Raw genomic sequence first — 26029 nt, forward strand, 5'->3', positions numbered from 1 at the left:
GAGTGAACCAGGCGGCGCGGTCGACCTCGGGAAAGTCGCGCAGCTTGCCGCTCCTCGGCGGATATTCGAGGCTGAAGGTGACGCTGACGATCGCGTCGGGATCGAGATCGCCTTCGAGCGCGAACGCCTCGACCCATTTGCGGCCGGCCTGCTTGATCCGGCACAGCGGCTGCGGCGTGCCCTCGGGACGCGCGCCCAATTCTTCCTCGAACTCGCGCAGCGCTGCGTCGAGCGGATCCTCGCCTTCCTCCACCCCGCCTTTAGGAACCATCCACGCGCCATCATCGCGGCCGCGCCAGAACGGTCCGCCGGGATGGACGAGCAGCACCTCGAGCGCGGGCCGGAACCGATAGAGGAGAATGCCGGCGCTCAGCGGGGTCATGCCTCGGCTCCCGCCGGCCGCAGCAAAGGTGGCGAATTCATAAGCGCCTGCAACGGCTCGCCAAGTCTTTGGCTCCGTTCCGCCGCCCCCTGTCCCATTCCGGCGCTTGATCGCACCCTCCGGGCGTTTCCTCGCTTCGCCCCGGAACTGTTTCGCCCCGCCGTGCTTTATAACCCAGGTTAGTCAGGGATTTGGCGAACATGAGGCGCATGATCGGGGGCGCGGCGTTGCTGGTGCCCCTGGTGCTCGCGACACCCGCCGAAGCTCAGCAGGTCCGGCCGAACGCGCGGCCCGGCGCTGCCATATCAAGCCCTGGGTTGGCGCTTGGAGCATTGGGTGATCGTGCCTCGTCCGATCCCCAGCCGAGCAAGCGCGGCAAACCGGCCCTCTTTGTCCTTCCGACCTCGCCTTATGCCGAGCCGTCGGGCCGGGCGCGGACCACCTTGTTCGGCGGCTGGCAGCCCAATCCGAACACCACGGTCGGTATCGGCTTGTTCAGCGTGCCGAGAAGCGCGACCGCCAACCAGCAGGAATTGCGCATCAACCCGATGAAGGACCCGACCGGGAAAAGCAGCCGCGTAGCCGCTGTGGGGCTCAATCTCGCTTTCTAAAGAGCACAAAGCAAAAAGTTGAGGATCGGCTTTTCTCAACCACCCGCATTGCGCTAAGAACAGGGCGTGAACGAAGACCGGGCGGCGCCGATCCTCCGCAAGATCATCCATGTCGACATGGACGCCTTCTACGCGTCGGTCGAGCAGCGCGACAATCCTGCGCTCAAGGGCAAGCCGATCGCAGTCGGCGGCGGCCACCGCGGGGTGGTCGCGGCAGCGAGCTACGAGGCGCGGCCCTACGGCGTGCGATCGGCAATGCCGAGCGTCACCGCGAAGCGGCTCTGCCCGGACCTGATCTTCATCAAGCCGCGCTTCGAGGCCTATCGCACGGTATCGCAGCAGATCCGCGCGATTTTCGCCGATTACACCCCGCACGTCGAGCCATTGAGCCTCGACGAGGCCTATCTCGACGTCACCGAGGATCTGCGCGGGATCGGCATCGCGACCAGCATCGCCGAGGAGATACGTACCCGTATCCGCGCAGAGACCGGGCTGACGGCCTCGGCCGGGGTCTCGTACAACAAGTTCATCGCCAAGCTCGCCAGCGACCAGAACAAGCCCGACGGGCTTTGCGTGATCACGCCCCGGCAGGGCCCGGCGTTCGTCGCATTGCTGCCGGTCAAGCGCTTCCACGGCGTCGGCCCCAAGACCGCAGAGCGCATGGCGGCGCTCGGGATCGAGACCGGCGCCGACCTGCGCGACAAGCCGCTCGATTTCCTGCGCGCGCATTTCGGCAACAGCGCCCAATATTATCACGATCTCGCGCGCGGCATCTGTCACCGCGTGGTCCGCGCCGACCGGCCGAGCAAGTCGATCGGCGCCGAGCGCACGTTCGACGTCGATCTCAAAGATCCGGCCGATCTGCTGACCGAGCTCGACCGCGTCTCGACCTATGCGTGGGAGCGGATCGAACGCTCGCAGGCGCGCGGCCGCACGGTGACGCTCAAGATCAAATATCAGGATTTCCAGATCATCACCCGCGCCCACTCGCTGAACGCGCCGGTCGCCGACCGCGAGCAGTTCCTCGCCGCCGGTGTTCGATTGCTGCGCGCCTTGCTGCCGGTGCCCAAGGGCATAAGGTTGCTCGGCCTGACGCTTTCGAAGCTTGAGGACAGCGAGCAGGCCGACGAGCGCGAGCCGGTTCTTCCGCTGTGATCCTCTCGCCCCGCCTGGCGAACGAAGGATGTGAGCAAACCGGAAGGAAACCCTTCCACCGCCCCCGCATTGCGCCTATTGCCTATCTATCCCCGGGGTACCGCGCAGGCGGTTGAGAGGCGGCCACACGGCCGTGACCCGCAGAACCTGATCCAGTTGATACTGGCGTAGGGAGGGAGAACGGGCCGCCCGCTCTTCCGTCCACCAAGGAGAGCGAAGACATGGCCGACATTCCTGCCCGCACCGAACTCACCGTCACCACCGGCCCGATCCGCGGCTCGCGCAAGGTCCATGTCGGCCCGCACAAAGTCGCGATGCGCGAGATAATGCTCGAACCGTCGTCGGGCGAGCCGCCGCTCAGGGTCTATGATTGCTCCGGCCCTTACACCGACCCGCAAGCCCGGATCGACATCATGGCCGGCCTTCCCGAGCTGCGGCGCGACTGGATCCGCGGCCGCGGCGACGTCGAGGAGGTCGCGCAGCGCCAGGTGAAGCCCGAGGACAACGGCCAGCTCGGGCCCGATCGCTCCGGCGGCGTCCAGCCGTTCCCGAACGTGCGCCGCAGCGTGCTTCGCGCCAAGCCCGGCGCGAATGTCAGCCAGATGCACTACGCCCGGCGCGGCATCGTCACGCCCGAGATGGAATATGTCGCGGTGCGCGAGAATCTCGGCCGCGAAGCGGCGCTCGAGGCGCTGGTGCGGGACGGGCAGGATTTCGGCGCCTCGATCCCCGATTACGTCACTCCGGAATTCGTCCGCGACGAGGTCGCGCGCGGGCGGGCGATCATCCCCAACAACATCAACCATCCCGAGAGCGAGCCGATGGCGATCGGCCGCAACTTCCTGGTCAAGATCAACGCCAACATCGGCAACAGCGCGGTCGCGTCGGACGTCGCCGCCGAGGTCGACAAGATGGTCTGGGCGATCCGCTGGGGCGCCGACACGGTGATGGACCTGTCGACCGGTCGCAACATCCACGACACGCGCGAATGGATCCTGCGCAACTCGCCGGTGCCGATCGGCACCGTCCCGATCTACCAGGCGCTCGAGAAGGTCGGCGGCGTCGCCGAGGAGCTGACCTGGGAGATCTTCCGCGACACGTTGATTGAGCAAGCCGAGCAGGGCGTCGATTATTTCACGATCCACGCAGGCGTCCGCCTGCCCTACATCCCGATGACCGCGAAGCGGGTGACTGGCATCGTCAGCCGCGGCGGATCGATCATGGCCAAATGGTGCCTTTCGCACCATCGCGAGAGCTTCCTCTACGAGCGCTTCGACGAGATCTGCGAGATCATGAAGGCCTACGACATCGCCTTCAGCCTCGGCGACGGGCTTCGCCCCGGCTGCATCGCCGACGCCAATGACGAAGCGCAATTCTCCGAGCTCGCGACTCTGGGCGAGCTCACCCAGGTCGCCTGGAAGCACGACGTCCAGGTGATGATCGAAGGCCCCGGCCACGTGCCGATGCACAAGATCAAGGCCAATATGGACAAGCAGCTCGAGGCCTGCGCGGAGGCGCCCTTCTACACATTGGGGCCGCTCACCACCGACATCGCGCCGGGCTACGACCATATCACCAGCGCGATCGGCGCGGCGATGATCGGCTGGTTCGGCACCGCGATGCTCTGCTACGTCACCCCCAAGGAGCATCTCGGCCTGCCCGACCGCGACGACGTCAAGGTCGGCGTGGTCACCTACAAGCTCGCCGCCCACGCCGCCGATCTCGCCAAGGGCCACCCGGCCGCAAAGCTGCGCGACGATGCGCTAAGCCGCGCGCGTTTCGAGTTCCGCTGGCGCGACCAGTTCCACCTCAGCCTCGATCCCGACACCGCCGAGCAATATCACGATCAGACCCTGCCCGCCGAAGGCGCCAAGACCGCGCATTTCTGCTCGATGTGCGGCCCCAAATTCTGCAGCATGAAAATTACACAGGAGGTCCGTGACTTCGCGGCCAAACAAAATAGCGACAGCTTCGTCGCGGTCGACGAGGCCGAAAAGGGCATGGCCGAGATGAGCGAGAAGTTCAGGGAGAAGGGTGGGGAGATCTATTTGCCCGCAGCGGAGTAGAGGGCCGCGCCTTTCGACGCGGCCGCTCCGTCCTCAGCAGCTGCAATTCTTGCAAGTGCAGGGGTTGCAACGACAGACCGATTTCCGGACGCCGCCTTGGTAGGTGATCTGCTTTTTCATCTTCATTCTCCTCGTTACCGCGCCGCTTGATCAGGCGCGAATCAACTTCTAGCTTCCGTACCATGGTACGGAGTCAAGCATGAAACAGGACATGACGATCGCGCGGCTCGCAGCGGCGGGCGGCGTGGGGGTTGAGACGGTGCGCTTCTATCAGCGCAAAAACCTTCTCGCGGAGCCGCCGCGCGCCGGCGCAGTCCGACGCTATGGACCCGAGGACGTGCGCCAGCTCCGCTTCATCCGCAGCGCGCAGGCTGCGGGATTTACCCTGGAGGAGATTCGGGAGCTGTTGAGCCTCGATCGAACCAACGAGCGGCCGCGGGTGCGCGAGCTTGCTGCGATCAGGCTCGCCGCGCTCGACGCGAAGATCGCCGAACTGACCCTGGCACGCGGAGCGCTGGAACGGCTGCGTTCGACCTGCGCCTCGGGCAAGCGTGGGCCGTGCCCGATCCTCGAGGCCTTCGACCCCCACTAAAAGCGGGCACGTGTACGGAAGAACGACCTGGACCGCTGGAAAACTCCGTTCGCGGTGAGCTTGTCGAACCGCCTGCCCCCCCATTCCTCCCCCGGCTTTCCGGGGGGAGGGGAACCGCGCAGCGGTGGAGGGGCCCTTCACGAAATGCCCCTCCACCACCCTGCGGGTGGTCCCCCTCCCCTGCAAATGCAGGGGAGGAATGGATGATTATGCAGCGGGTCCCCCACGCGGGACGGGGTGCAGCCGCTGGTTCGTCCCCCAAACGAACCAGGACGCGGCTGCATGGGGTGGGCCTGCCGCACCCAACCAGAGCAAGCCCTGGGGGCCCCTTACTCCACCCGCCGCGCAGCGATGATCTTCACCGGCTGCGCGATCATCTGCCCCTTCATCGCACCGCTGCCGCCCTTGTCGGTCGGCGCCGCGAGGATCTTGCGCACGGTGTCCATCCCTTCGACGACCTTGCCGAACGCGGCGAAGCCGGGCTCGCCGGGCTTGGCATCCATGCTCGGCATCGCCTTGGTCATGATGAAGAAATCGCCCATCGCATAGCCGGGCTCGCGATAGGCCATCGAGATCGTCCCGGCCTCGTGGCGCAGGCCCGTCGTGGTGGTCGGCTCGTGCGCGATCGGCGGGAACATGCGTCGGTAGCTGCGGCGGATGCCGCCCTGGATGAAACCCTCTTGCTCATCGCCCTTGGTCCGCGCGGCCCGGTAGAATGAGGTGTCGTCGAAGCGGCCCGCCTCGACGTAGCGGACGAAGTTCTTCGCGGTGATCGGCGCGCGCTTGGCGTCGAGATCGAGCGTGATCGGCCCCTCGGCCGTCTCCAGCCTGACGCGGACGACGTCCGGCAGCGGCTCGCTCGCTTCCGCTTCGGGTGCTGCGGTGTTCGACTCGGTGCCGGCGTTTGTTGCGACATGGTCGGGCGCGCTCTCCGAGCAGCCGCCGACGAGAAGCGACAAGAGCGCCAGAGGGATGAGCAACCGAATCATCGCCAGCACGCTAATGCAGGCTGCGATGAGATGGAATCGCCGCGCCTGTCACGCCGCGCTCGGGAGTGGTATTGCGCGACTCCAGTTGCCCGCGATCCGCGGCGTCAGGAGAGATGGATGCTCGAACATATCCCTTACTGGCTCGGTCAGGCGATGCGCGGGCTTCGCGCCGGGGCTGACAAATTGTGCATCGGGCAATTGGGGCTGGCCGGCCACTTCGGCGCGATCGAGCTGCGCAGCCCGGCGTTCGGCAACGGCGGCCGGCTGCCGCCGCGCTTCACCGCCGATGGCGACGGCATTTCGCCGCCCTTGCTGTGGGGCCAGCTGCCGCAGGGGACGCACAGCGTCGCGTTGATCGTCGAGGATCCCGACGCGCCGGCGCGCGAACCCCTGGTCCACGCGATCGTCTGGGGCATCCCGCCTTTTGTCCACGCGCTCGACGAAGGCGCGATCCGGCCCGATGGCGTCGGCCTCGACAACGGCAGCGACGTCGGCCGCAACAGCTATTTCTTCGAAGGCTGGCTGCCGCCCGACCCGCCGACCGGCCACGGCGACCATCATTATGCCTTCCAATTGTTCGCGCTGAGCGAGATCGACTTTCCCGGCTCGACCCCCGGCCGCGGCGCGTTGGTCAAGGCGATGGCGGGCAAGGTGCTCGGCGCGGGCCTGCTCACCGGCCTCTATTCGCGCGGCGAGCCGACGCCGATCGTGAAGGCGCAAATGGGGAGCGCTGCGCGGATGTCGTGAGGGTCTGGCAGGGGTGGCTGGATAACGTCGGGAGCCGCGTCTCGGCTTCCCCTCCCGCTTGCGGGAGGGGATGCAGCCGCTGGTTCGTCCCCCGGACGAACCAGCGGCTGCATGGGGTGGGCACGAGCATAGCGAGCATTGCGCCGATACACGGCGGTTTGGGCCACGGCCTGCCCACCCCCTGCCCCTCCCGCCAGGGGAGGGGAGTCGCGACTTGCAGAGGAAAACAGTTAGATTAGCTAACTCTTAGCGATCAAGAGAATCGACCCGAAGGATCAAATTGGTGCGCGCGTCGACTTGGTAGATGGTGCCGTCATCGTAGCGGTAATAGACGCCGTTGCCGTCGCGATAGCGGGTGCGATATTCGGGCGGGACCGGACTGAGCCCGGTCGGCGCACGGACGCCGACCCGCAACGCAGCGCCAATATCCAGGTCGTCATCGGCGCGGGTATCGCGGTTGTAATAACTGGCGCGGCCGTCGTCATAATCGCCACGGTTATAGCCCGGCTCGTAATCGAGCCGGCCGTCGCGGTTGCGGTCGCGGTCGTCCCAACCGTCATCGTCGCGGTCATAGCTGCGATCGTCGAAACGGCTGTCGCGCCCGTACTGGTCGTTGCGACCGTCGCGATTGCTGTCGCGATCGTCCCAGCCGTCGTCGTCACGGTCGTAGCGGCGCTCGACGTCCCAGGCTCCGTCGCGATTGACGTCGCGGTCATCCCAGCCGTCGCTGTTGCGGTCCGACCAGCCGCGATTTTCGTAACGATAGCCCCAGCGCTCGGCGTAGCGGATCTGGCTGTCGAGATTGTCGATCCGCATCTCCAGGTCGGCGCGCTCGCGGCTGCTGAACCCGCCGACGCGGTAGCGCGCTTCGAGCTGGCGCAGCTGCTGCGCCTGGCTGCGCAGGCGCGGCGCCTGCGACCGCGGGATCGTGCCGCGACGAAGTCCCGCGTCGAGGCGAGTTTCGAGCTGGTTGACGCTGACCTGGATCGACGCAGTCCCGCTGCTCCAGTTTTGCGCGGCAGCGGGCGCCGTGACTGCCAACGCCGATAGCGCGGTCATACTCATCCAAAGCTTCTTCATCGCTCGTCTCCTCAGGCATCCCTAGCTGGTCGATAAGCGCCCCGGCGTGTGAGAGGTTGCTGAACCGGATCGACAGGCGGGGTTCAGGGAAGGCTCTCCATCCGTTCCGGTCTCAAACCTCTGCGGAGCCCTCCTCCACGAGCAGCCGCAATGTCGCAGGATCGGGTGCGCCGCCGAAAAAGCCGAGGAGGCAGCGCTCGAACGGGCTTCCAGGCTCGGCGACGGCTGCGAACAAGGTCATCGACGAACGCAGCTTCAGCGTGTCGATCTCACCGAAAACCTCCTCGGCACCTTTGTCCTTGTGGGCGAGCACGGCCGCGGTGCATTCGCGCAGCCGCGGCCCGAGCACCGGGTGCTCGAGGTAGCTGCGCGCCTCGGCGGCCGATGCGATCGCGTAGTGCCGCGCCATCGCGCTCGAGCCGAGACCGGCGATCTGCGGAAAGACGAACCACATCCAGTGACCCTGCTTGTGCCCGCGACGAAGCTCGGCCAGCGCCTCGCGGTAGAGCGGCGCCTGCGCGTCGACGAAGCGGCCGAGGTCGAACGGGTCCAGCGGCTCAGGGCCGCGCCGCGCGGCTGAACATTCGCGCGCAGATATAGAGATGCTGGCGCTGCTCGGCCGGCAGCAGATCGGCGAGCAAGCGGTCGAAGCCCGGCCGGTCGCCGCGCCCGGCCGCATCGACCATCGCCAGCAATGTCTCCTCGTCATGGCTCAGAGCTTCCGAGCAGGGCGGGCTGACGCAGAGCCGATCGGGCCAGGCCGCCGCGACTTCGCTCAGCAGAAGCCGGCATTGTGTTGCGGCAGGCCGGCTGCCGAGCTTTTCGGCGACCGCGCGATCGGGGCTGCGGCGCATTCGCGTCATCAGCGCCCACACCCGGACCGCCTCGATCACCGAAGCCTGGTCCGGCGACAGCGCGTCCAGGCTGACGATGCGGGTGAGCTTGTCGAGCGGCATGATCCCTCCCTTGCTGCCCGCGCGGCAGACGGCCCCGTGCATGCCCTCCGCCTGGTCACGCCGGCAGCGCGTGCGGCATCTATTTACCTAGCCTCTTCAATATGTTGCGAACAAGCCTATTTTACGCGATCGGCCTGGCTTATGGTGCGCCGGGTCCGGGATCGTTTTCCAGGAGCTTGCTTTGACCTCTTCTCCGCTTCGCTCGGCCACACGTCTCGCGCGGCCGATCTTGCTTGCCACGCTCGCCGCCGGCGCAGCGCTCGTTCCCGGATCGCAGCTGGTCGCCAGTAATGCTTACGGCGCCAATGACGGAAGCGGCGGTGCGCGCAGCGCCCTCGTCACCTCCGGCGCGCCTGCCGCCAAACGGGTGCCGCGCCGCACCAGCATGGAATATCGCCTCAGCCTCGGCCTGCAGGCGATCAACGCCCACCGCGCTTATGCCAAGGGCACGACCGGCCAAGGCGTGATGGTGGCGATGATCGACACCGGCGTCTCGACCGCGGCGGCCGATCTCACCAGCAACCTGTCGCGCGCGTCGGCCGATCTCGTCCAGCGGCGCTCGGCCGGCGTGCCGCTCGACCGCCACGGCAACGAGACCGCCCAGGTCGTCGCCGCCTCGTTCGACGGCGTCGGCACCTTGGGCGTCGCTTATGGCGCGACCTTCCTTGCGATCCGCGTCGATCTCGAGGGCTCGTGCCCGACGCAATGCGCCGCGCGCGGCGCCGACGTCGCGCGCGGCATCGACTATGCGCTCGCGCAAGGCGCCAAGGTGATCGGCGTGCCGCTGATCGGGCCTCGCAGGCTGCCGTCGCTCGAGGCGGCGCTCGGCCGGGCCGCGGCCGCCGGCGCGGTCGTCGTCGCCGCCGCCGGCAACGACGGCCACGGCGAGCCGAGCTGGCCGGCGCGCTACGCTTCCGATCCGCGCTTCACCAACGCGATGATCGTGGCCGGAGCAAGCACCTACAAGGGTCAGCTCGCGGGCTGGTCGAGCAAGGCCGGCGCAACCCAGGCGCGCTATATTGCCGCGCCGGGTCACAATGTCGTCGTCAACTGCAACGCCAAATATTGCAACCTCGTGTCGGGCACCTCTTATTCGGTGTCCTACGTCGTCGGCGCGATCGCGCTGATCCTGGAGCGCCATCCGCGGCTCGATCCTCAGCAGGCCGCCGCGATCCTGCTGTCGGGGGCGCGTGACATCGGCCGCTCCGGCGTGGATGCCAACAGCGGCAGGGGCGTGCTCGACGTCGCGCGGGCACTGCGCGTCGCCGATCAATGGGCGGCGGCGCCGAACGATCGGCTCAAGGCCGGCACCGCCGTCCCGGTCGGCTAGAGCCTGGTCGTTTGAGGTGGAAGCGCTTCGCGCCTCCGCCGAAAGCGTGAATCAGGCTCTATTCATATGGTTAGAGACCTTGATTCACGCTTCAGGCTGCTTCAGCCTGAAGCGATCAAGGTCTGGCCCTTCCCTCCACAAAGTCATCACCTTTTACTCGACCCGCAGCCGCGTCATGCGCGACTGCGGCCGTCGCTGTGCGCGCCGTCCGCGCCGCCTGTGCGCCGCAATATCGCGCCTTCCGCGACGCAGCACGATTCGGCCACTCTGGCGTGCCGCAGGCAAATAATTTCTCCAAAATGCCTCCCCACGCCTGATCCTGCTCGTTTTTTGCCGCATTGACGGAAATAAATCGTTGTGCGATGCAGCATGACCGGCTCCGCTCCGGGTCGTTTCTCCCCGGGGCTGGTGCCTTATCGCGGCACAGCGCTCCTGTGCCGTGCACACCACGGGAGGCGAAATGAAACTGCTGATCGCCATTATCAAACCCTTCAAGCTCGACGAGGTGCGCGACGCCCTCTCGGCGCTTGGGGTTCAGGGAATGACCGTTTCCGAAGTTCAGGGCTTCGGGCGTCAGAAGGGCCATACCGAAATCTATCGGGGGGCCGAATACACCACCAACATGGTGCCGAAGATCAAGATCGAGACCGTCGTCGACGATGCTCTCGCCGCGCGCGCCATCGAAACGATCGAGCAGACCGCCAAGACCGGCACGATCGGCGACGGCAAGATCTTCGTCATCGACGTCGCTCAGGCGGTGCGCATCCGCACCGGCGAGACCGACGAAACCGCGCTTTGAGCAAAGGGGGAACAATGAGACATCTGACTAAGATCGGCCTGGGTCTGGGGACGATCGGAGCGCTCGCGCTCCTCGCCCACCCGGCGCTCGCGCAGGACGCCGCGGCGGTAGCCGCCGCAGCGCCACCCCCGCTTCCGGAGCCGAGCGTCGACAAGGGCGACACGGCCTGGATGCTCGTCTCGTCGGCCCTGGTGCTGATGATGTCCATTCCCGGGCTCGCCTTGTTCTACGGCGGCCTGGTGCGCACCAAGAACATGGCCTCGGTGCTGACGCAGGTGCTGATGATCGTCTGCCTCGCGTCGCTGATCTGGGTGCTCTGGGGCTACAGCCTTGCGTTCACCGGCGGCTCGCCGTTCGTCGGCGGCCTTTCCAAGATGTTCCTCGCCGGAGTCGATGCGACGACCAACGTCGCGACCTTCTCGAACTCGGTGCAGATCCCCGAATTCGTCTACATCTGCTTCCAGATGACCTTCGCCTGCATCACGCCGGCGCTGATCATCGGCGCGTTCGTCGAGCGCGTGCGCTTCTGGCCGCTGATGTTGTTCATCGTGCTGTGGCTGACGATCGTCTATTTCCCGATCGCGCACATGGTCTGGTATTGGGACGGTCCCGACGCGTTCGTCACGGCCGCGCTCCAGGGTCAGCCCGCCTATGACGCCGCGCTCGCCAATTCGGGCTATCTGTTCCAGATGGGCGCGATCGACTTTGCCGGCGGCACGGTCGTCCACATCAACGCCGGCATCGCCGGCCTGATGGGCGCGCTGGTCCTCGGCAAGCGCACCGGCTTCCCGAGGGAGCCGATGCCGCCGCACTCGCTGACGATGACGATGATCGGCGCCGCCTTGCTGTGGGTCGGCTGGTTCGGCTTCAACGCCGGCTCCAACCTCGAAGCCAATGGCGTCACCGGCGTTGCGTTCATCAACACCTTCGTCGCAACCGCGGCGGCGGGCTTCTCGTGGATGATCGTCGAGCAGCTGGTGCGCGGCAAGGCATCGCTGCTCGGTCTCGCCACCGGCGTCGTCGCCGGCCTCGTCGCGGTGACACCGGCCTCGGGCTTCGCTGGCCCGATGGGAGCGATCGTGCTCGGCCTGATCGTCTCGCCGATCTGCTTCTTCTTCATCGCGACGGTGAAGCGCAAGCTCGGCTACGACGATTCGCTCGACGTGTTCGGCGTCCACTGCATCGGCGGCATCGTCGGCGCGCTGGCGACCGGCATCCTCGTCGATCCGGCGCTGGGCGGGCAGGGCATTGCGGACTATCTCGCGCAGCCCGGGACGATCCAGTTCACCTATCTGGGATGGGGTCCGCAGGTCTGGATCCAGCTCAAGGCGGTGATCGTCACCTTGCTCTGGTCGGGTGTGGTTTCGGCGATCCTGTTCTTCGCGATCCACAAGCTGATCGGTCTGCGGCCGACGGTCGAAGCCGAGCGCGAAGGCCTCGACATCACCGACCACGGCGAACGCGCCTACCACTACTAAACGCGCGTTTCGTCTGACCAAGGAGGGACCGGCGGGCATGCCCGCCGGTCCTTTCTTTTAGAGCATCGTGCGCAAAAGTGGGAACGGGTTTTGCGCAGAAAACGATGCGGTAACAGAGGATAAGAGCGGGATGCGTGATCCAGATATCGCGCAGTCCGCTCTGGCCTCATCTCTTTTGGCCTCACCAGCGATAGGTCAGCTCCGCGTTGAAGCTGCGCTGCGGGAACGGGTGGAACAGGAAATATCTGGCGTTGCCGATATTTTCGGCGCCGAGCGCTGCTTCCCAATGGCGGCCGATGCGGAACTGGGCCCGCAGGTCGAACACGAGATACTCCTCGAACCCCTGATAGGTGTGTGTGACCCGGTCCGAATTGTCGATCGTCCCGAACGAACGGCTGCTGTAGCGCGCGGCGGCGGTTAGGGATGCCCCACCTGGCGCCTGATAGGTGAGCAGCAGGGTCGCGCGCCGCCGCGGTACCTGCGGCAGATCCTTGCCCTCGGCCGCGGGAAAGGCGGGATCCTCGACCACCTTGGAATCGGCCAAGGTGACGCTCCCCGACAGGATCAGCGCTGGAGTGAACAGATGCTGGTCGAACGCAAGCTCGGCGCCATGCGTCCGGACCCGCGGAATGTTCTGAACAAAGCTGAACAAGGTCCCCGAGCCCGGCACCAGCGGGGCGCTCTGCGCGATCAGCGCGTCGCGGATCGCCTCGTTGAACAGCGACAGGCGGACGCGTCCACCCTCGCCGCTCCGCTCGATCGCCAGCTCCTCGGATCGCGCGCGCTCCGGCCGCAAGGTCGGATCGGGAACGCTGATCGACGGGCCGGTGCTCACCGCCTGGTACAGCTCGCTGACGGTCGGGAAACGATGGGCCTGGCCGGCAGAAGCGGTCACGCTCCATTGGTCCGACGGCGTCCAGCGCAGCGAAGCCTTCGGCGAGAAGCCGCGGCTGCTCCGCTCGGGCTGCTCGACCGCCAGCGCCGGGCTCATCGAGAAATTGAAGCCGCGATACGCCCGCCACCATTCATAGCGCCCGCCCAAGGTCAGCTGCCAGGCCTCGCCGAGCGCGATCCGGTCCTGCGCCCACAATGCGATCGTGCGCGTCCGCCCGCGCGCCGCCTGCACCAGCGACCCCTCGCCGCCGCTCAGCCAGTCGCTCGTCGCGTAACGCCGGCTGTCGAGCTCGAAGCGGTCGAAATGGCCGCCGAAGCTGACATCGTGCCGTGGTGCCCCGTCCGGCCGCACCCGCGCAATCAGATCCAAGGTGCGCCATCCCGTGCCGTCGAGCCGGCTGATCGAGCCGGGGCTTCCGGCTTGCGCGGCGGGCAACGCGCCGGCAGGATTGCGCTGCACGTCCTTGTCGAAATCGTAGAGCGACGCCACCGCCTGCCACTGCAACGCTCCGGCCGCGCCATCGGCGGTCAGCGCGTGCATCCAGTGGCGAGAGTTCTGGCGATAGTGATTGTTCGAGAAGGCGCTCGCCGGAATGTTCACCAGCCCGCTCTGGACGTTCAGCGCGCCCGCATAAGCCTTTTCTCCGCCGGCCCCGAGATAGGTCTGCGCTTCGGCGTCGGTGTCGTTGAGGAACAAGCCGCCGCGATAGACGAGCCGCACATCGGGCGCGACGTCGAGCCCCAGCTTGAGCTTAAGATTGTCCTGCCGCTGATGTTCCATACCGCCGGCGCCGATCACGTAAATCGGCGCGCCGGCACGGTTGAGCGTCTCGATCGCCCCCGATACGGGAGCGCCCGCTGCGCTGCTCGCATTCGGCGTCGCCACCGTCACATAGGCCAGCGGATGGCTGCGGCTGGTGACATGGTTCGCGCTGACGAACCAGGCGAGCGCGCCGTGGCGGTCGCCGGCCGTCGCAGCGAACTGGTGCGCGGGATAGGTGCCGCTGGTCGCATATTGGCTGAATTTCTGAACGCTGGTGCCCGCGCTCACCGATCCGGTCGGGCCGTCGGGAAGACGGGTGGTGAAATTGACCACCGCGCCGATAGAATTGCCCGGATAAGCGGCGGAGAACGGGCCATAGACTATGTCGACCCGCTCGATCTCGTCCGGAGAGACCATCCCCCAGCGCGGCGAGGCGGTCGTGTTGTTGTTGCCGATCAGCGCCGAGAGCAGCACGCCATCGGCATAGATCAGGCTGCGCGCGCTCGCGCCCACGCCCGAGGTGCGCGTCGCGAGCGGTGCCTGCGTGTCGCCGATATGGCGTTTGCGCACCAGCAGGCTGGGCAGGTAGCGCAGCGCATCCTCGCTGTTGATGACATTGGTCGTCTGCGCGATCCGCGCGGCATCCCGGCTTTCGATCGTCGCGGGCGGCTGGCGAAGATCGTCGCTGCGCTCGCCGCGGGCGCCGGTGACGACAATCGTGTCGCTCCTCGCCCCGTCGGACACGTGGTCGAAGGCCGAGGCCGGCACCGCGATCGCCGCGGCACCGCCCATCAAGAATATGCGCGCGTGCAAACGCACGCGCGAGGCGTCGGTCATTGTGGACTCCGTCGCTGAATCTGTCTCGGAAGGCGCCGAAGCGCCGAGCGATCAGACGGAGTGCGGCGGCCCGGTCGCTGGAGGCGGCGGAGCGGCGAGCGCGGGCAGGCGCAGGGCCGGCGCGGTTACAGCCAGCGGCAGCGGCGCGGCCGGCAGCAGCGCCGCGGCGATGACCGGCGGCGCCGGCGGAAGCGTCGGGGCGGCGAGCGCCGCGAACGCACAGGGGATCTCGGCCGGCTTGGCCGGCTGCGGCTCGCGATGCTCCGACCTCGGCGCTTGATGATGGCCGGTGGCATGCGCGCCATCGTCGGCCGGACCAACGCCGTGGGCGGAGGGAAGCGCGGCGACGCCGGAGCATAAAGCGAGCCGCGGCCATCCGTCTTCGGACACGACCAGCATGTAGCCGCCCGGGATCGTCTTGAGCAGGAGAGTCAGGAAGAGCAACCCCGCCAGCAGGGGGTGCGGCGCCATCGCCCTCGCTCTTCTTCGTCCCACGCGCCGCCCATAAGCGGACAAGGATCTATTGGCCAGCAGCAGGCATTTCAGCCGCGCCGGTGCGCTGCGGGGAACCCATCGCCCGCAGGTGCGCTGTTGGCGCGGGCGCTTCGGCGCGCGCATCCCGGCCCGCACCGCCTGAGTGAGTATCGATGGCAGAGAAGATCGAAACCCGCCGCTCCGCCGGCCCGGCTTCGTGGGCACGGCGTGCCGCATCGGGTGCCGCCCCGATCAGCCAGCCGTCTCTCCGCGGCGCGCCATCTTCGCGCGGACGAGGCTGAATGCCGCGCTACTTTCTCCACATCAGGAGCAACCAGGGCGACATCGAGGACAGCGAGGGCCTGGTCCTTGCCGATCTCGAGGCGGCACGGCGCGAAGGCGTCGCCGGCGCTCGATCGATCCTGTGCGAAGAAGTGATGATCGGCCATCTCCACCTCGACGAGCGGGTCGACATCGAGAACGAGCGGCGCGAACTGCTGCTTTCGGTCCACTTCCGGGACGTGGTCCAGATCAGCGAGCCCTGACTGAAGCGGGCTGACCACGGGAAACTTGACTTTTTGCGCTGCAGCATGCATATGCCCCGGCAGCGAAGCATCATGCAGCGTGATCAGGCGTAACCGCCTCGGCTCTGCTTCGTCTTTTACCAGGCTTTCCCAATTCACGCGGGTCGGTCAAAACCCGCCGCGTTTCCGCGCGCCATTTCGGCTGCGCGGGCGCCGCATATCGAAAGTACAACATGTCATTCGAAAATCTCGGGCTCTCGCAGCCTGTGCTCCAGGCGCTTGCGCTCAAGGAATATACGCAATCGACGCCGATCCAGGAGCAGGCGATCCCGATCCTGCTCAAGGGCCGCGATCTGCTCGGCATCGCCCAGACCGGCACCGGCAAGACCGCTGCCTTCGTGCTGCCCTCGATCGACCGGCTGGTCCAGTCGGACAAACGGCCGCAGCCGCGCTCGTGCCGCATGCTGGTGCTCGCGCCGACCCGTGAGCTCGCCTCGCAGATCGCCGAGAATGCGCGCGGCTATGCCCGCTTCGCCCATCTCTCGGTGGTGACCGTGTTCGGCGGCACCTCGCTCCACAAGAACCGCCAGGACGTGGCGCGCGGCGTCGACATCCTCGTCGCCACGCCCGGCCGGCTGATCGACCTGATCGAGCAGGGTATGCTGACCCTGCGCAACGTCGAGATCCTCGTGCTCGACGAAGCCGATCAGATGCTCGACCTCGGCTTCATCCACGCCCTCAAGGCGATCGTGAAGCTGCTTCCGGCCAAGCGCCAGAGCCTGTTCTTCTCCGCGACCATGCCCAAGACGATCAAGGATCTTTCCGACAAGTTCCTGACCGATCCGGTGCAGGTGGCGGTGACCCCGGTCGCTTCGACCGCCGAGCGCGTCGAGCAATATGTCACTTTCGTCCAGCAGGCGGAGAAGCAGGCTTTGCTCACGATGATGCTGCAGAAGGGCGGCATCGATCGCGCGTTGATCTTCACCCGCACCAAGCATGGCGCGGATCGGGTGGTGAAATTGCTCGCCGGCAACGGCATCGCGGCCAACGCCATCCACGGCAACAAGAGCCAGCCGCAGCGCGAGCGGGCGCTGGCCGAGTTCAAGGCCGGCAAGGTCAAGATCCTGATCGCGACCGACATCGCGGCGCGCGGCATCGACGTCTCCGGCGTCAGCCACGTCATCAACTTCGAGCTGCCCAACGTCCCTGAGCAATATGTCCACCGCATCGGCCGCACCGCGCGTGCCGGCGCCGCTGGCGTCGCGATCGCCTTCTGCGCCGAGGACGAGCGTGCCTATCTCAAGGGCATCGAGAAGCTCACCAGGCAGCGCATCGAAGTCACCCCGCTGCCGGAGAATTTCGTCTCCGAAGCCAAGCGCATCCAGGGCAGCCGGGTCGCTCCGCCCCAAGGTCAGCAGGGTCAGGGCCGTCCGCAGGGCGAGGAGCGCGAACGCAACCGCGTCAATCGCCCGCGCAGCCGTCGCCCCAATTTCGGCGCGGCCGGAGCCCCCAAGACCAATCGCGCCAAGCGTCGCGCCGGCGGCCGCCAAGGATAAAGCCTGAGGCCCTCCGGTCCAGCGGGAGGCCGAACGCGCAAGGCGGCAGAGGGCCGGCTCCAATGAGGGTGCCGGGCTTCCGCCGCTTCGCTCGCGTAATGGCGAGGGATGTTAGCTGACGTGCTCGGGCTTTCCCTTGCGCTTGGTCGAGGCCATCTTCTCGAGCTCCTTCTCGCTCATTGACTCGGCCATTGATTTCGAAGCGCCCTTCAACTTGCTCTTGGGCGTGTCGCCGCGTTTCGCCGACAGTGCGGCGCCGGCGGCTTTTTGCTGCGCTTGTGATTTGGCGGGCATGTCTTTCTCCCTTTTTCCTGACGCTAGAACCGGCCGATCCTGGCGCGGTTCCGATCGCTCTTCGCGGCGGCAGTGCTTGCCCCTAAAGCCTGGCAATGCGCCGCCGTCCCCTGCTGTCCAGCTCTGCACTCTTGCTCGTGCCCAGCCTGCTGCCGACCGCACCTGCACTCGCGCAACAGCCGGCGCCGCGGGATGCTCTCGGAAAGGACATCGTCGTCACCGGCCGCGGGCTCGATCCGGCGCTGGGTGAGGCGGTCTACGACGAGCTGACGATCGGGCGCGAGCGCCTGAGCGGTTCCGCAAGCCACCGCCTCGAGGACATCCTCCGCGACGTCCCCGGCTTTCAGAATTTCCGCCGGTCGGACGCCCGCTCGGCCAATCCCACCAGCCAGGGCGCGACCTTGCGCGCGCTCGGCGGCAATGCCTCGAGCCGCGCGTTGCTGATCCTCGACGGCGTTCCGCAGACCGATCCGTTCGGCGGCTGGATCTATTGGCCGGCCTATGATCCGCGCCGATTGGCTGCGGTACGCGTGGTGCGCGGCGGCGGCAGCGGCGCTTCTGGCCCCGGCGCGCTCGCCGGCACGATCGAGCTGACCAGCGCCGGGCTTGCCGACATCGAAGGCGTGCGCGGCAGCCTCGCCTACGGCAGCCGCGACAGCCTCGATTCGAACATGCTCGCTGCGGCGCGCCTGGGAAGCGGCCATGCGATGCTCTCCGCCACGTTCGCGCGCGGCGATGGTTTCGTGCCGGTGGCAGCCGAGCAGCGCGGGCCGGTCGACCGCGCCGCGCCCTATCGCCAGGCGAATGTGGGATTGCGTGCGGTTGCGCCGCTGAGCGACGACATCGAGCTGCAGGCCGGCGGGCTGTGGTTCAGCGACGAACGCGAGCGCGGCACCGCTTTTTCCGATATCTTCGTCACCGGCGCAGACGCCTCGCTGCGGCTGGTCGGACGCGGCCGCTGGCGATGGTCGGCGCTGGCTTATGCCCAGTTGCGCGACTATTCGAACAGCTTCGCGAGCGTCAACGCTCCGCGCACATTCGTCAGCCAGGCCTCCGATCAATATTCGGTGCCGTCCACCGGGGTCGGCGCCCGCCTTGAGCTGAGGCCGCCATTGCCGCAAGGGATCGAGTTGCGGCTCGGCACTGACTGGCGGCGGAACAGCGGCGAGACTCGCGAGCGGTTCAACTTTGTCGCGGGGGTCGGCACGCGCGGCCGCATCGCCGGCGGCCAAACCGAGACCTTCGGCGGCTTCGCCGAGGCGGCCTGGACGAGCGGCGCATTGACGATCGGCGGCGGCACGCGCATCGATCGCTGGCGCATCTCCGACGGCTTCCTCGACGAGACCCTGCTCGCGAACGGCGCGGTGCTGACCGCGCTCGCTTATCCCGACCGCCGGGGAACCGAGCCGACCGCGCGCGCCGGCTTGGCCTGGCAGGACACCGAGGCCGTGACCTTGCGCTCCGCTGCCTATCTCGGCTGGCGGCTGCCGACGCTCAACGAGCTGTACCGCCCGTTCCGGGTCGGTGCCGATGTCACCGCCGCAAACGCCGCGCTCGATCCCGAGCGTCTGAAGGGCATCGAGGCCGGAGCTGAATTCAGGCCGGTCCAAAGCGCGCAGATCGGCGTCACCTTGTTCGCCAACCGCCTCGAGCATGCGATCGGCAACGTCACCCTGTTCAACGGGCCCGGGACCTTTCCCGACATTGGCTTCGTGCCGGCGGGCGGCACCGGCAGCCAGCGCCGCAACCTCGATGCGGTCGAAGCGCACGGCATCGAAGTCGATGCCCGCCTCGCCCTCCGGGCCTGGACGCTGTCGGGCGGCTATGCGCATGTCGTCGCCAAGGTCAGTGCAAGCGGCGCGGCGCTGCCGCTCGACGGACGCCGCCCGGCGCAGACCCCGCGCGACACGGCTTCCGCGACACTCAGCTGGAACGGGGACGCCGAGGGCACCGCAGGCGCACGCGCGTCGCTCACCGCCCGCTATGTCGGCGCGCAATACGAAGACGATCTGGGGAGCAGGAAGCTGCCCGGCGCATTCACCATCGATGCGGCCGCCTCACTGCCGGTCGCGGACGGGCTGAGCCTCGAGCTGCGCGGCGAGAACATCACCAACAAGAGGGTCGTCGCCGGCATCTCCGGCGCCGGCATCGTCGAGCGCGCGACTCCGCGCACGCTCTGGATCGGGCTGATCGTTCGGCCTTGAGACTCTTCAGCGGCCAAGCATGACGTGCCCGTCTCGCCAATTGATGCTGTACAGGTGGCAGAAATGTCCCAGCGGGTAGGCTGAGGCCATGAAGCCGATTGCAAAGTTTATCGCCGCAGCGGTTTTCGCGATCGCGGCCATGCCGGCGCAGTCGGCGGGACTCGTGCCGGCGCCGCAGGTCGATGCCGCGCCGGCGCAAGGCGAGCAGATCGCGGTGCTGGCCGGCGGCTGCTTCTGGGGGCTGGAGGCGGTGTTCGAGCGGGCCAGGGGCGTCAAGGACGTCGTTTCGGGCTATGCCGGCGGCTCGCGCGCCGATGCGCGCTACGATCGCGTCTCCAGCGAAACCACCGGCCACGCCGAGGCGGTCCGCATCCGCTTCGATCCCCGGCAGATCAGCTACGGGACCTTGCTGCGCATCTATTTCTCGGTGACCACCGATCCGACCCAGCTCAACCGCCAATATCCCGACGTCGGGCCCAGCTACCGCTCGGCGATCTTCCCGCAGAACCCGGAGCAGGCGAAGGTCGCGCGCGCCTATATCGCGCAGCTTGGCCGATCAGGCGCCTACAAGCAGCCGATCGTCACGCGGATCGAGAGCGGTCCGTTCTTCCCCGCCGAAGCCTATCATCAGGATTTTATGCGCAACAACCCGTCGCACCCCTATATCGTGAGGCACGACGTCCCCAAGGTCGCGGCGCTCAAGCGGCTGTTCCCGAAACTCTATCGGGGCTGACGCTGCAACCGCCCTGCTCGCCTAGCAGGGGGTGTCGCATCTATCCCTCGAGCACCTTCATGCCGCGCTGCACGGCCGGCCTTGCGCCGACCCGCTCCATCCAGTCGGCGATCGATTTCGCCTTGTCGAATGTCGGCCCGAGCACCGGCTTCATCATCGAAGCCGCCGCGGTCATCCACGGATAGCAGGCGATGTCGGCGATCGAATAGTCCTGGCCGGCGAGATAGGGCACCGCGGTCAGCCTTTTCTCCATCACCCCGAGGAGGCGCTCGGCCTCTTCGCTGAAGCGGCTGATCGCGGCCGGGACCTTCTCCTCGCTGCGCACCGCGAAGAAACCGAGCTGGCCGAGCATCGGCCCGAGCCCACCGATCTGCCAGTGGAGCCATTCGAGCGCCTTGAAGCGGTCGGCGCCGGACGCGGCGAGCAGCAGCCCGCTGCGCTCGGCGAGATAGGTCAGGATCGCGCCGCTCTCGAAAATCGACAGCCGGCCGCCCGGGCCCTGGTCATCGACGATCGCCGGGATCTTGTTGTTCGGCGCGATCGCCAGGAATTCGGGCGAGAATTGCTCGTTCTTGCCGATGTCGACCCCGACCACCTCATAGGGCATGCCGATCTCCTCGAGCATGATCGCGGGCTTGCGGCCGTTGGGGGTCTTCCACGTGTAAAGCGTGATCATGCCTGCTCTCCCTTGTTCTTGGCGGCTGATTTGCACGAAAGCCGGGGGCACGCAATGCCGCCCCGCCCATGCTTAGCGCCGACGAATACCCCCCCATTCCCTCCCCCCGGTTTTCCGGGGCACGGGAACCGCGTAGCGGTGGAGGGGCGCCCTTCGCGAAGTTGCCCCTCCACCACCCTGCGGGTGGTCCCCCTCCCCTACAAATGCAGGGGAGGATCTTCTGCCCACTATTCCTCCCCCGGTTTTCCGGGGGAGGGGGACCGCGTAGCGGTGGAGGGGTCGGCTGGCGCACCGTTCGCCGCCAACCGGCGTGCCGCGCGTCCGAAGAGCAGCATTGCGCCGGCGGTGAGCAGCGCCGGCACCGCGATGGTCAGCAGGATCATCCGCAAATTCATGTCGAGCAGGAAGAAAAGGCTGCCGAGCAATGGGCCGCAGATCGATCCGATCCGCGCGAAGGCCAGGCTCCAACCGACCCCGGTCGAGCGGATCGCGGTCGGATAGAAAGAGGCCGCGACCGCGATCAGCGCCGTCCCTGCGCCGCCGATCGAGATGCCGATCAGCGCGATCGCCGCAAAGCTAACGGCGGTGCTGACCGGCAGGATCGCGTAGAGCACCACCGTCAACGCGCCGATCAGGAATCCGAGCGCGACCAGCCCCGCCGCGGCGCTTCGATCGACCAGCAGGCTATAGACGAAGATGCCGATCAGCCCGCAGGCGTTGAAGGCCGCAAGGCCGAGCGCGGCCACGCCCATCGTCGTCCCCGATTGCAGCAGCAGCGCCGGAGTCCAGGCCACCATCAGGTTGATGATCAGATAGGCGAGGAACAAGGCGGTCCAGATCAGATAAGTGCCCCGGCCGCGGCCGCCGGCGAAGAGCATGCCGATCGGCACCCTTCGGGCGCTGACCGCATGGCCGAAGAACCGCGTGTCCGCTCCGACCGGCGCCGCCGGCGCGATCTTCTTCAGGATCCGCGCGATCCGGGCAGGATCACGGCCGCGCACGATCAGATAGCCGACCGATTCCGGCAGCCACAAGGCGAGGATGAGCCCGAGCAGAAACGGGAAGCCGCCGCCAATCCAGAACAGGGATTGCCAGCCGTAGGCCTCGATGAAGGCATTGCCGGACAGGCTGCCGATCGTTCCGCCGACCGGGATACCCGCCCAGATCAGCGCGACGACACGGCCGCGCAGGTGAAGCGGCGCATATTCGGCGGGCATCGCGACGAACGAGATCGAAGCCCCGCCGAATGCAAAGCCGCTGAGCAGCCGGGCGAGCAGGATAGAGTCGAACGAGCCGAGCCAGGGAATGACCAGGGTGCCGGCCCCGAACGCGAGCAACGATCCGACCAGCAGCCATTTGCGGCCGATGCGGTCGCCCAGCGGGCCGAGCAGCAATCCGCCCAGCACGAAGCCGAGCAGGCCGGCGCTGTAGAGCGGGCCGATCCGATCGATCGGCTCGCCGAGCGCGCGCAGCATCGGCGGCCCGGCGACCGCCGGAAGCTGCTGGTCGAAACCTTCGACGACGGCGGCGAGGAAGCAGAGGATCAGGACCCTGATCTGGAACGCGCCGAGCCGGATCCGGTCGATCAGAGCTGCGGCGTCGAACGCCCCATCGTCGAATGGGCGGGCGCCGGCATCACGACCGGACGATGCCATCATGAACCCGCCGCGCGCAACGCTCGCGCGCCAATCGAGCCGGGGCGAAGTCTCGGTCCCTTTGCTTCCCCGTGCGCCCGGCGCCGCTTCGACATTTGGGCTCCTCAGACCTTGATCGCTTCAAGCTGAAGCAGCCTGAAGGGTGAATCAAGGTCTCAACTAGTGAGAGAGCCTGATTCACGTTCGAGGTGGAAGCGCGAACGCTTCCACCTCGAACGATCAGGCTCTCGTGCCGATCAAGCAGTTGATAGGGAAACGCCGTGCCGCCGCACAACAGCTTTCTCCCAGCACCGATTGAATCGGTGAAAGCGTTCCACATGTGGCGTTGATCTTTGCCGCGGCCACTCATACCATGAGCGGCAACCACCATGGCAGCCCGGCGGAAGCGGCAGCGCGATCAAACCGCGCTTCGGCCGTCCGGTCCGAGAGCGAGCCCGCCGATTGGAGAATGAGGATGCACGACTTGCTTCAGCCCGGATTGGACCCGGCCGAGGTCGAGGACCTCGCCCGCGTCGATCGCACCCACGTCTCGCTCTACACCGATCCGGCCATCTTCCAGCAGGAGATGGAGAAGATCTTCTACACCACCTGGGTGTTCGTCGGCCACGAGAGCGAGATCGCGAAGCCGGGCGACTACAAGACCACCTATATCGGCCAGATCCCGGTGATCGTCGCGCGCGACCAGAAAGGCGCGGTGCAGGTGCTGATGAACCGCTGCGCGCATCGCGGCGCGACCGTCTGCAACCGCGAAAAGGGCAATGCGGCCTCGTTCACCTGCTCTTATCATGCCTGGGAATATGGGCTCGACGGCGCGTTGCTCGCAGTCGGCATGCCGCGCGGCTACAATGAAGGCGAGCTCGATTGGTCGCAGCTCGGCCTCCAGCACGCGCCGCGGATCGACCGCTATCGCGGCTTCATCTTCGCGAGCATGAAGAGCGAGGGCATCAGCCTCGAAGAGCATCTCGGCAACGCCAAGCAATATATCGATCTCTATGTCGACCAATCGCCCGCCGGCGAGATCGTTGTTGGCCAGTCGGGCGTCAATCGCCACTCCTATCGCGGCAATTGGAAGATCCAGGTCGAAGGCAGCGTCGAGGGCTATCACCCGCCCTTCACCCACGCCACGGCGTTCGACGTTATGGTCTCGCGGATGGGGTTCACCTCCAACTACGGCGGCCAGAATCTCGACGGGCTCGATCTCGGCCACGGCCACAGCCTGCTGCAGGTCTATTCGATGCCCGACGAAGCGGTCGAGAAACGCTTCCCGCGCGAGCATATCGATGCGGTCGCGTCGCGAGTCGGGCGCGAGCGCGCCTATGATTGCCTGCGCAGCCGCTACAACCTCGTCATCTTCCCGAACCTCGCGATCCTCGAATATCAGTTGCGCGAGATCCGCCCGATCTCGGTCGACGAGACCGAAGTGCGGCTCCACCATGTGCTGCTCAAGGACGCGCCCGAGGCAAGCAACCTCCGCCGCGTGCGCGAGCATGAATTCTTCTACGGCCCGGCCTCGTTCGGCGGCCCTGACGATTATGCGATCTTCGATCGCATCCAGGAGGGCTATCGCGCGCAGAACGTGCCGTGGGTCCTGCTCAACCGCGGCTATCTCAGCGAGGTCGAGCGAGAGAATGGCGTGCGCCGCGGCGGCCACACCCAGGAGACGATCCAGCGTGCGCCTTATTACGAATATCGCAAGCTGATGAGCGCCTGATGCCGGGGGAGACGCTCACCCGCGACGAAGCGGCGCTCGATCTCACCGCGCAGGTCGAGCAATTTCTGTTCCACGAGGCGCGCCTGCTCGATCACGGCCGGTGGCGCGACTGGCAGAAATTGTTCGCCGACGACTGCCTCTACTGGATTCCGTCGAGCCTCGACGATTATGATCCGCGCTTCCACGTCTCGATCGCCTATGACGACGGCGTGCTGCTCAACGATCGCATCGGGCGGCTCGAAAGCGGCCAGGCCTTCGCCCAGGATCCACCGTCGCGGACGTTGCACCAGATCGCCAACGTCAGCTGCGAACAGCGCGGCGACATATTGTTCGTCCAGTCGAACCTCGCCTTGTTCGAGTTCAAACCCAACGCGCAGCGGCGGATGGACCCGGTCAACCTGTTCCCGGCGGCCTGCGAGCATGATCTCGTCGGCTCGCCCGGCGCCTGGAAGATCAAGCGCAAGAAGGTGACGTTGCTGCAGGCCGACGGCACGATCACCAACCTCACCTTCCTGGTCTAGGCGCAACGATGACCGAGGTGCCGAACGATCCTTTCCATTTCGACGCGGCCGATCCCGAATATCGCCGCGCGCTCGAGCTGATGCGCGAGGTGCTCGGGCCCGCCGATTCGTTCCGCATCGAGCGGCTGCTCGACACCGAGCCTGGCAAGGAAACGATCGGCTGGTTCTTCAAGCAGACCTGGGGAAATCTCTACGCGCGCGAGGACAAAGTGCCGCTGCGCGACCGCGCGTTGGTGCTGATCGGAACCGATCTCGCGCTCGGCCGCGCCGGACCGCTGCGCGACCATATCAAGGTCGCGCTGCACGCCGGGGTGACCCCGGTGGAGCTTGTCGAGCTGATGTTCCAGGCGGCATTTTACGTCGGCATACCGGCGCTCGGGATGGGGCTGACGGTCGCAAAGGACGTGTTCCAGGCTGCCGAAAGAAAGAAAAGGGAGGCGGATAGGATGGCCGAGCAGGACAATTCGATCGACCTCGGGTCGATCAACCATGTCGCGATGGTGGTGCGCGACTGGCGGGTCGCCGCCCAGGGCTATGCCAATCTGATGGGCCTGCGGCGCTGGAAGATGGTCGAGATCGGCCCGGCGCTGATGACCGAATGCCAATATTACGGCCAGGACGAGCCCTGCACCTGGATCTCCGCCTTCGCCAAGAGCGGCGACACGTTGATCGAGCTCTGCCAGCCGGTCGAGGGCAAATCGATCTTCGCCGATTTCCTGCGCGATCACGGCGAGGGCATGCAGCATGTCGGCAATCTCAGCCATCCCCGGCCCCGGCAGCTCGTCGAGAGCTGGACCGCCCAGGGGGTCAAGATCGGCAATTATTGCAACATCGCCGACGTGGTGAAGCTCTATTATCTCGACACGCGCGAGCAGACCGGCGGCATGTTCCTCGAGGTGGTCGATCCCGCCTCGTTCGCGGCCATTCCCGCGTTCGGCGAGGATTTCGACTTCTAGGGCAAGCTGCGATCAGATGGAATTGCAGCTTGCCCCATGTTTGTTT

At 66.7% G+C, this 26029-nt stretch carries 25 protein-coding genes and 1 riboswitch; of the genes, 15 read left to right on the top strand and 10 right to left on the bottom strand.

What is annotated here, in order from left to right; all coding sequences use genetic code 11:
- The coding region (locus V6M48_RS11795) for an NUDIX domain-containing protein (protein ID WP_332812721.1) at positions 1 to 382 on the bottom strand (382 nt) is incomplete at its 3' end.
- Between the two features lie 200 nt (positions 383 to 582).
- Between V6M48_RS11795 and V6M48_RS11800 the strand changes: the two genes are divergently transcribed.
- The 4 genes from V6M48_RS11800 (at position 583) to V6M48_RS11815 (ending at position 4806) form a co-directional block, all read left to right on the top strand.
- A complete protein-coding gene (locus V6M48_RS11800; protein WP_332812722.1) occupies positions 583 to 993 on the top strand; it encodes a hypothetical protein in 411 nt (136 codons plus the stop codon).
- 66 nt (positions 994 to 1059) lie between these two features.
- Entirely contained in the window at positions 1060 to 2148 is a 1089-nt protein-coding gene (gene dinB, locus V6M48_RS11805; RefSeq protein WP_332812723.1) for a DNA polymerase IV, read from the top strand.
- Positions 2149 to 2231: 83 nt separating this feature from the next.
- Positions 2232 to 2339: riboswitch (TPP riboswitch) on the top strand.
- Between the two features lie 30 nt (positions 2340 to 2369).
- On the top strand, positions 2370 to 4214 hold the full coding sequence (gene thiC / locus V6M48_RS11810; RefSeq protein WP_332812724.1) for a phosphomethylpyrimidine synthase ThiC: 1845 nt from the start codon (positions 2370 to 2372) through the stop codon (positions 4212 to 4214).
- 199 nt (positions 4215 to 4413) lie between these two features.
- Positions 4414 to 4806, top strand: a complete 393-nt coding sequence (locus V6M48_RS11815) for a MerR family transcriptional regulator (RefSeq protein WP_332812725.1) — start codon at positions 4414 to 4416, stop codon at positions 4804 to 4806.
- A 329-nt stretch (positions 4807 to 5135) separates the two neighbouring features.
- On the opposite strand, the gene V6M48_RS11820 is transcribed toward V6M48_RS11815, so the two are convergent.
- Positions 5136 to 5795 carry a peptidylprolyl isomerase gene (locus V6M48_RS11820; protein ID WP_332812726.1) on the bottom strand — a complete coding sequence of 220 codons (660 nt, stop codon included), beginning with the start codon at positions 5793 to 5795 and terminating at the stop codon, positions 5136 to 5138.
- Positions 5796 to 5912: 117 nt separating this feature from the next.
- Between V6M48_RS11820 and V6M48_RS11825 the strand changes: the two genes are divergently transcribed.
- Positions 5913 to 6542, top strand: a complete 630-nt coding sequence (locus V6M48_RS11825; RefSeq protein WP_332812727.1) for a YbhB/YbcL family Raf kinase inhibitor-like protein — start codon at positions 5913 to 5915, stop codon at positions 6540 to 6542.
- A 246-nt stretch (positions 6543 to 6788) separates the two neighbouring features.
- Here V6M48_RS11825 and V6M48_RS11830 read toward each other — a convergent pair whose 3' ends face one another.
- The 3 genes from V6M48_RS11830 to V6M48_RS11840 form a co-directional block, all read right to left on the bottom strand.
- Positions 6789 to 7607, bottom strand: a complete 819-nt coding sequence (locus tag V6M48_RS11830; RefSeq protein ID WP_332812728.1) for a hypothetical protein — start codon at positions 7605 to 7607, stop codon at positions 6789 to 6791.
- Between the two features lie 127 nt (positions 7608 to 7734).
- Positions 7735 to 8253, bottom strand: coding sequence for a DUF1810 domain-containing protein (locus V6M48_RS11835; RefSeq protein ID WP_332812749.1), 519 nt, complete (start codon positions 8251 to 8253; stop codon positions 7735 to 7737).
- Positions 8180 to 8620, bottom strand: a complete 441-nt coding sequence (locus V6M48_RS11840; protein WP_332812729.1) for a hypothetical protein — start codon at positions 8618 to 8620, stop codon at positions 8180 to 8182. The genes V6M48_RS11835 and V6M48_RS11840 overlap by 74 nt, the downstream gene beginning before the upstream one ends.
- 139 nt (positions 8621 to 8759) lie before the next feature.
- Between V6M48_RS11840 and V6M48_RS11845 the strand changes: the two genes are divergently transcribed.
- The 3 genes from V6M48_RS11845 (at position 8760) to V6M48_RS11855 (ending at position 12185) form a co-directional block, all read left to right on the top strand.
- On the top strand, positions 8760 to 9908 hold the full coding sequence (locus V6M48_RS11845) for a S8 family serine peptidase (RefSeq protein WP_332812730.1): 1149 nt from the start codon (positions 8760 to 8762) through the stop codon (positions 9906 to 9908).
- A gap of 460 nt (positions 9909 to 10368) precedes the next feature.
- On the top strand, positions 10369 to 10707 hold the full coding sequence (locus V6M48_RS11850; protein ID WP_332812731.1) for a P-II family nitrogen regulator: 339 nt from the start codon (positions 10369 to 10371) through the stop codon (positions 10705 to 10707).
- Positions 10708 to 10721: 14 nt separating this feature from the next.
- Positions 10722 to 12185: an ammonium transporter gene (locus V6M48_RS11855; RefSeq protein ID WP_332812732.1), complete on the top strand. Its 1464-nt coding sequence runs from the start codon at positions 10722 to 10724 to the stop codon at positions 12183 to 12185.
- A gap of 181 nt (positions 12186 to 12366) precedes the next feature.
- Here the strand turns inward: V6M48_RS11855 and V6M48_RS11860 are convergent, their stop codons facing one another.
- Together V6M48_RS11860 and V6M48_RS11865 are read right to left on the bottom strand one after the other, a co-directional pair.
- Positions 12367 to 14679 carry a TonB-dependent receptor gene (locus V6M48_RS11860; RefSeq protein WP_332812733.1) on the bottom strand — a complete coding sequence of 771 codons (2313 nt, stop codon included), beginning with the start codon at positions 14677 to 14679 and terminating at the stop codon, positions 12367 to 12369.
- A gap of 51 nt (positions 14680 to 14730) precedes the next feature.
- Entirely contained in the window at positions 14731 to 15150 is a 420-nt protein-coding gene (locus V6M48_RS11865) for a hypothetical protein (protein ID WP_332812734.1), read from the bottom strand.
- A gap of 305 nt (positions 15151 to 15455) precedes the next feature.
- On the opposite strand from V6M48_RS11865, the gene V6M48_RS11870 reads away from it, so the two are divergent.
- Together V6M48_RS11870 and V6M48_RS11875 are read left to right on the top strand one after the other, a co-directional pair.
- Complete coding sequence (locus V6M48_RS11870) at positions 15456 to 15698, top strand: DUF6894 family protein (RefSeq protein WP_332812735.1); 243 nt, start codon at positions 15456 to 15458, stop codon at positions 15696 to 15698.
- A gap of 212 nt (positions 15699 to 15910) precedes the next feature.
- Positions 15911 to 17233, top strand: a complete 1323-nt coding sequence (locus V6M48_RS11875) for a DEAD/DEAH box helicase (RefSeq protein ID WP_332812736.1) — start codon at positions 15911 to 15913, stop codon at positions 17231 to 17233.
- A 111-nt stretch (positions 17234 to 17344) separates the two neighbouring features.
- Here V6M48_RS11875 and V6M48_RS11880 read toward each other — a convergent pair whose 3' ends face one another.
- A complete protein-coding gene (locus tag V6M48_RS11880) occupies positions 17345 to 17527 on the bottom strand; it encodes a DUF3008 family protein (protein ID WP_332812737.1) in 183 nt (60 codons plus the stop codon).
- Between the two features lie 95 nt (positions 17528 to 17622).
- Between V6M48_RS11880 and V6M48_RS11885 the strand changes: the two genes are divergently transcribed.
- Positions 17623 to 19731 (top strand): TonB-dependent receptor, encoded by a 2109-nt coding sequence (locus V6M48_RS11885; RefSeq protein WP_332812738.1) that lies wholly within the window; start codon positions 17623 to 17625, stop codon positions 19729 to 19731.
- Positions 19732 to 19819: 88 nt separating this feature from the next.
- Positions 19820 to 20464, top strand: a complete 645-nt coding sequence (gene msrA / locus V6M48_RS11890) for a peptide-methionine (S)-S-oxide reductase MsrA (protein WP_443019104.1) — start codon at positions 19820 to 19822, stop codon at positions 20462 to 20464.
- Positions 20465 to 20504: 40 nt separating this feature from the next.
- On the opposite strand, the gene V6M48_RS11895 is transcribed toward msrA, so the two are convergent.
- Both V6M48_RS11895 and V6M48_RS11900 read right to left on the bottom strand, forming a co-directional pair.
- The gene (locus V6M48_RS11895; RefSeq protein WP_332812739.1) at positions 20505 to 21140 is read right to left on the bottom strand and encodes a glutathione S-transferase family protein; all 636 of its coding nucleotides are present in this window, start codon (positions 21138 to 21140) and stop codon (positions 20505 to 20507) included.
- Between the two features lie 227 nt (positions 21141 to 21367).
- Complete coding sequence (locus V6M48_RS11900; RefSeq protein WP_332812740.1) at positions 21368 to 22795, bottom strand: MFS transporter; 1428 nt, start codon at positions 22793 to 22795, stop codon at positions 21368 to 21370.
- A 454-nt stretch (positions 22796 to 23249) separates the two neighbouring features.
- Here V6M48_RS11900 and V6M48_RS11905 point away from each other — a divergent pair, with 454 nt between their 5' ends.
- From V6M48_RS11905 to V6M48_RS11915, 3 genes are read left to right on the top strand one after another with little or no spacing between them, the layout of a single operon-like run.
- Positions 23250 to 24506, top strand: a complete 1257-nt coding sequence (locus tag V6M48_RS11905; RefSeq protein ID WP_332812741.1) for an aromatic ring-hydroxylating oxygenase subunit alpha — start codon at positions 23250 to 23252, stop codon at positions 24504 to 24506.
- Complete coding sequence (locus tag V6M48_RS11910; RefSeq protein WP_332812742.1) at positions 24506 to 25027, top strand: aromatic-ring-hydroxylating dioxygenase subunit beta; 522 nt, start codon at positions 24506 to 24508, stop codon at positions 25025 to 25027. The genes V6M48_RS11905 and V6M48_RS11910 overlap by 1 nt, the downstream gene beginning before the upstream one ends.
- An 8-nt stretch (positions 25028 to 25035) precedes the next feature.
- Positions 25036 to 25983 carry a carboxymuconolactone decarboxylase family protein gene (locus V6M48_RS11915; RefSeq protein ID WP_332812743.1) on the top strand — a complete coding sequence of 316 codons (948 nt, stop codon included), beginning with the start codon at positions 25036 to 25038 and terminating at the stop codon, positions 25981 to 25983.
- The last annotated feature ends 46 nt before the right edge of the window (positions 25984 to 26029 follow it).

Origin of the sequence: Sphingomonas sp. (genome assembly GCF_036677245.1) — a bacterium.
Lineage (GTDB): Bacteria > Pseudomonadota > Alphaproteobacteria > Sphingomonadales > Sphingomonadaceae > Allosphingosinicella.

Bases quoted from the DNA above. Each gene is read 5' to 3' on its own strand.
- V6M48_RS11800 (WP_332812722.1), top strand. From the start codon at position 583: ATGAGGCGCATGATCGGGGGCGCGGCGTTGCTGGTGCCCCTGGTGCTC.
- thiC (WP_332812724.1), top strand. From the start codon at position 2,370: ATGGCCGACATTCCTGCCCGCACCGAACTCACCGTCACCACCGGCCCG.
- V6M48_RS11815 (WP_332812725.1), top strand. From the start codon at position 4,414: ATGAAACAGGACATGACGATCGCGCGGCTCGCAGCGGCGGGCGGCGTG.
- V6M48_RS11820 (WP_332812726.1), bottom strand. From the start codon at position 5,795: ATGATTCGGTTGCTCATCCCTCTGGCGCTCTTGTCGCTTCTCGTCGGC.
- V6M48_RS11825 (WP_332812727.1), top strand. From the start codon at position 5,913: ATGCTCGAACATATCCCTTACTGGCTCGGTCAGGCGATGCGCGGGCTT.
- V6M48_RS11830 (WP_332812728.1), bottom strand. From the start codon at position 7,607: ATGAGTATGACCGCGCTATCGGCGTTGGCAGTCACGGCGCCCGCTGCC.
- V6M48_RS11840 (WP_332812729.1), bottom strand. From the start codon at position 8,620: ATGCACGGGGCCGTCTGCCGCGCGGGCAGCAAGGGAGGGATCATGCCG.
- V6M48_RS11850 (WP_332812731.1), top strand. From the start codon at position 10,369: ATGAAACTGCTGATCGCCATTATCAAACCCTTCAAGCTCGACGAGGTG.
- V6M48_RS11855 (WP_332812732.1), top strand. From the start codon at position 10,722: ATGAGACATCTGACTAAGATCGGCCTGGGTCTGGGGACGATCGGAGCG.
- V6M48_RS11860 (WP_332812733.1), bottom strand. From the start codon at position 14,679: ATGACCGACGCCTCGCGCGTGCGTTTGCACGCGCGCATATTCTTGATG.
- V6M48_RS11865 (WP_332812734.1), bottom strand. From the start codon at position 15,150: ATGGCGCCGCACCCCCTGCTGGCGGGGTTGCTCTTCCTGACTCTCCTG.
- V6M48_RS11870 (WP_332812735.1), top strand. From the start codon at position 15,456: ATGCCGCGCTACTTTCTCCACATCAGGAGCAACCAGGGCGACATCGAG.
- V6M48_RS11875 (WP_332812736.1), top strand. From the start codon at position 15,911: ATGTCATTCGAAAATCTCGGGCTCTCGCAGCCTGTGCTCCAGGCGCTT.
- V6M48_RS11880 (WP_332812737.1), bottom strand. From the start codon at position 17,527: ATGCCCGCCAAATCACAAGCGCAGCAAAAAGCCGCCGGCGCCGCACTG.
- V6M48_RS11885 (WP_332812738.1), top strand. From the start codon at position 17,623: ATGCGCCGCCGTCCCCTGCTGTCCAGCTCTGCACTCTTGCTCGTGCCC.
- msrA (WP_443019104.1), top strand. From the start codon at position 19,820: ATGAAGCCGATTGCAAAGTTTATCGCCGCAGCGGTTTTCGCGATCGCG.
- V6M48_RS11895 (WP_332812739.1), bottom strand. From the start codon at position 21,140: ATGATCACGCTTTACACGTGGAAGACCCCCAACGGCCGCAAGCCCGCG.
- V6M48_RS11900 (WP_332812740.1), bottom strand. From the start codon at position 22,795: ATGGCATCGTCCGGTCGTGATGCCGGCGCCCGCCCATTCGACGATGGG.
- V6M48_RS11905 (WP_332812741.1), top strand. From the start codon at position 23,250: ATGCACGACTTGCTTCAGCCCGGATTGGACCCGGCCGAGGTCGAGGAC.
- V6M48_RS11910 (WP_332812742.1), top strand. From the start codon at position 24,506: ATGCCGGGGGAGACGCTCACCCGCGACGAAGCGGCGCTCGATCTCACC.
- V6M48_RS11915 (WP_332812743.1), top strand. From the start codon at position 25,036: ATGACCGAGGTGCCGAACGATCCTTTCCATTTCGACGCGGCCGATCCC.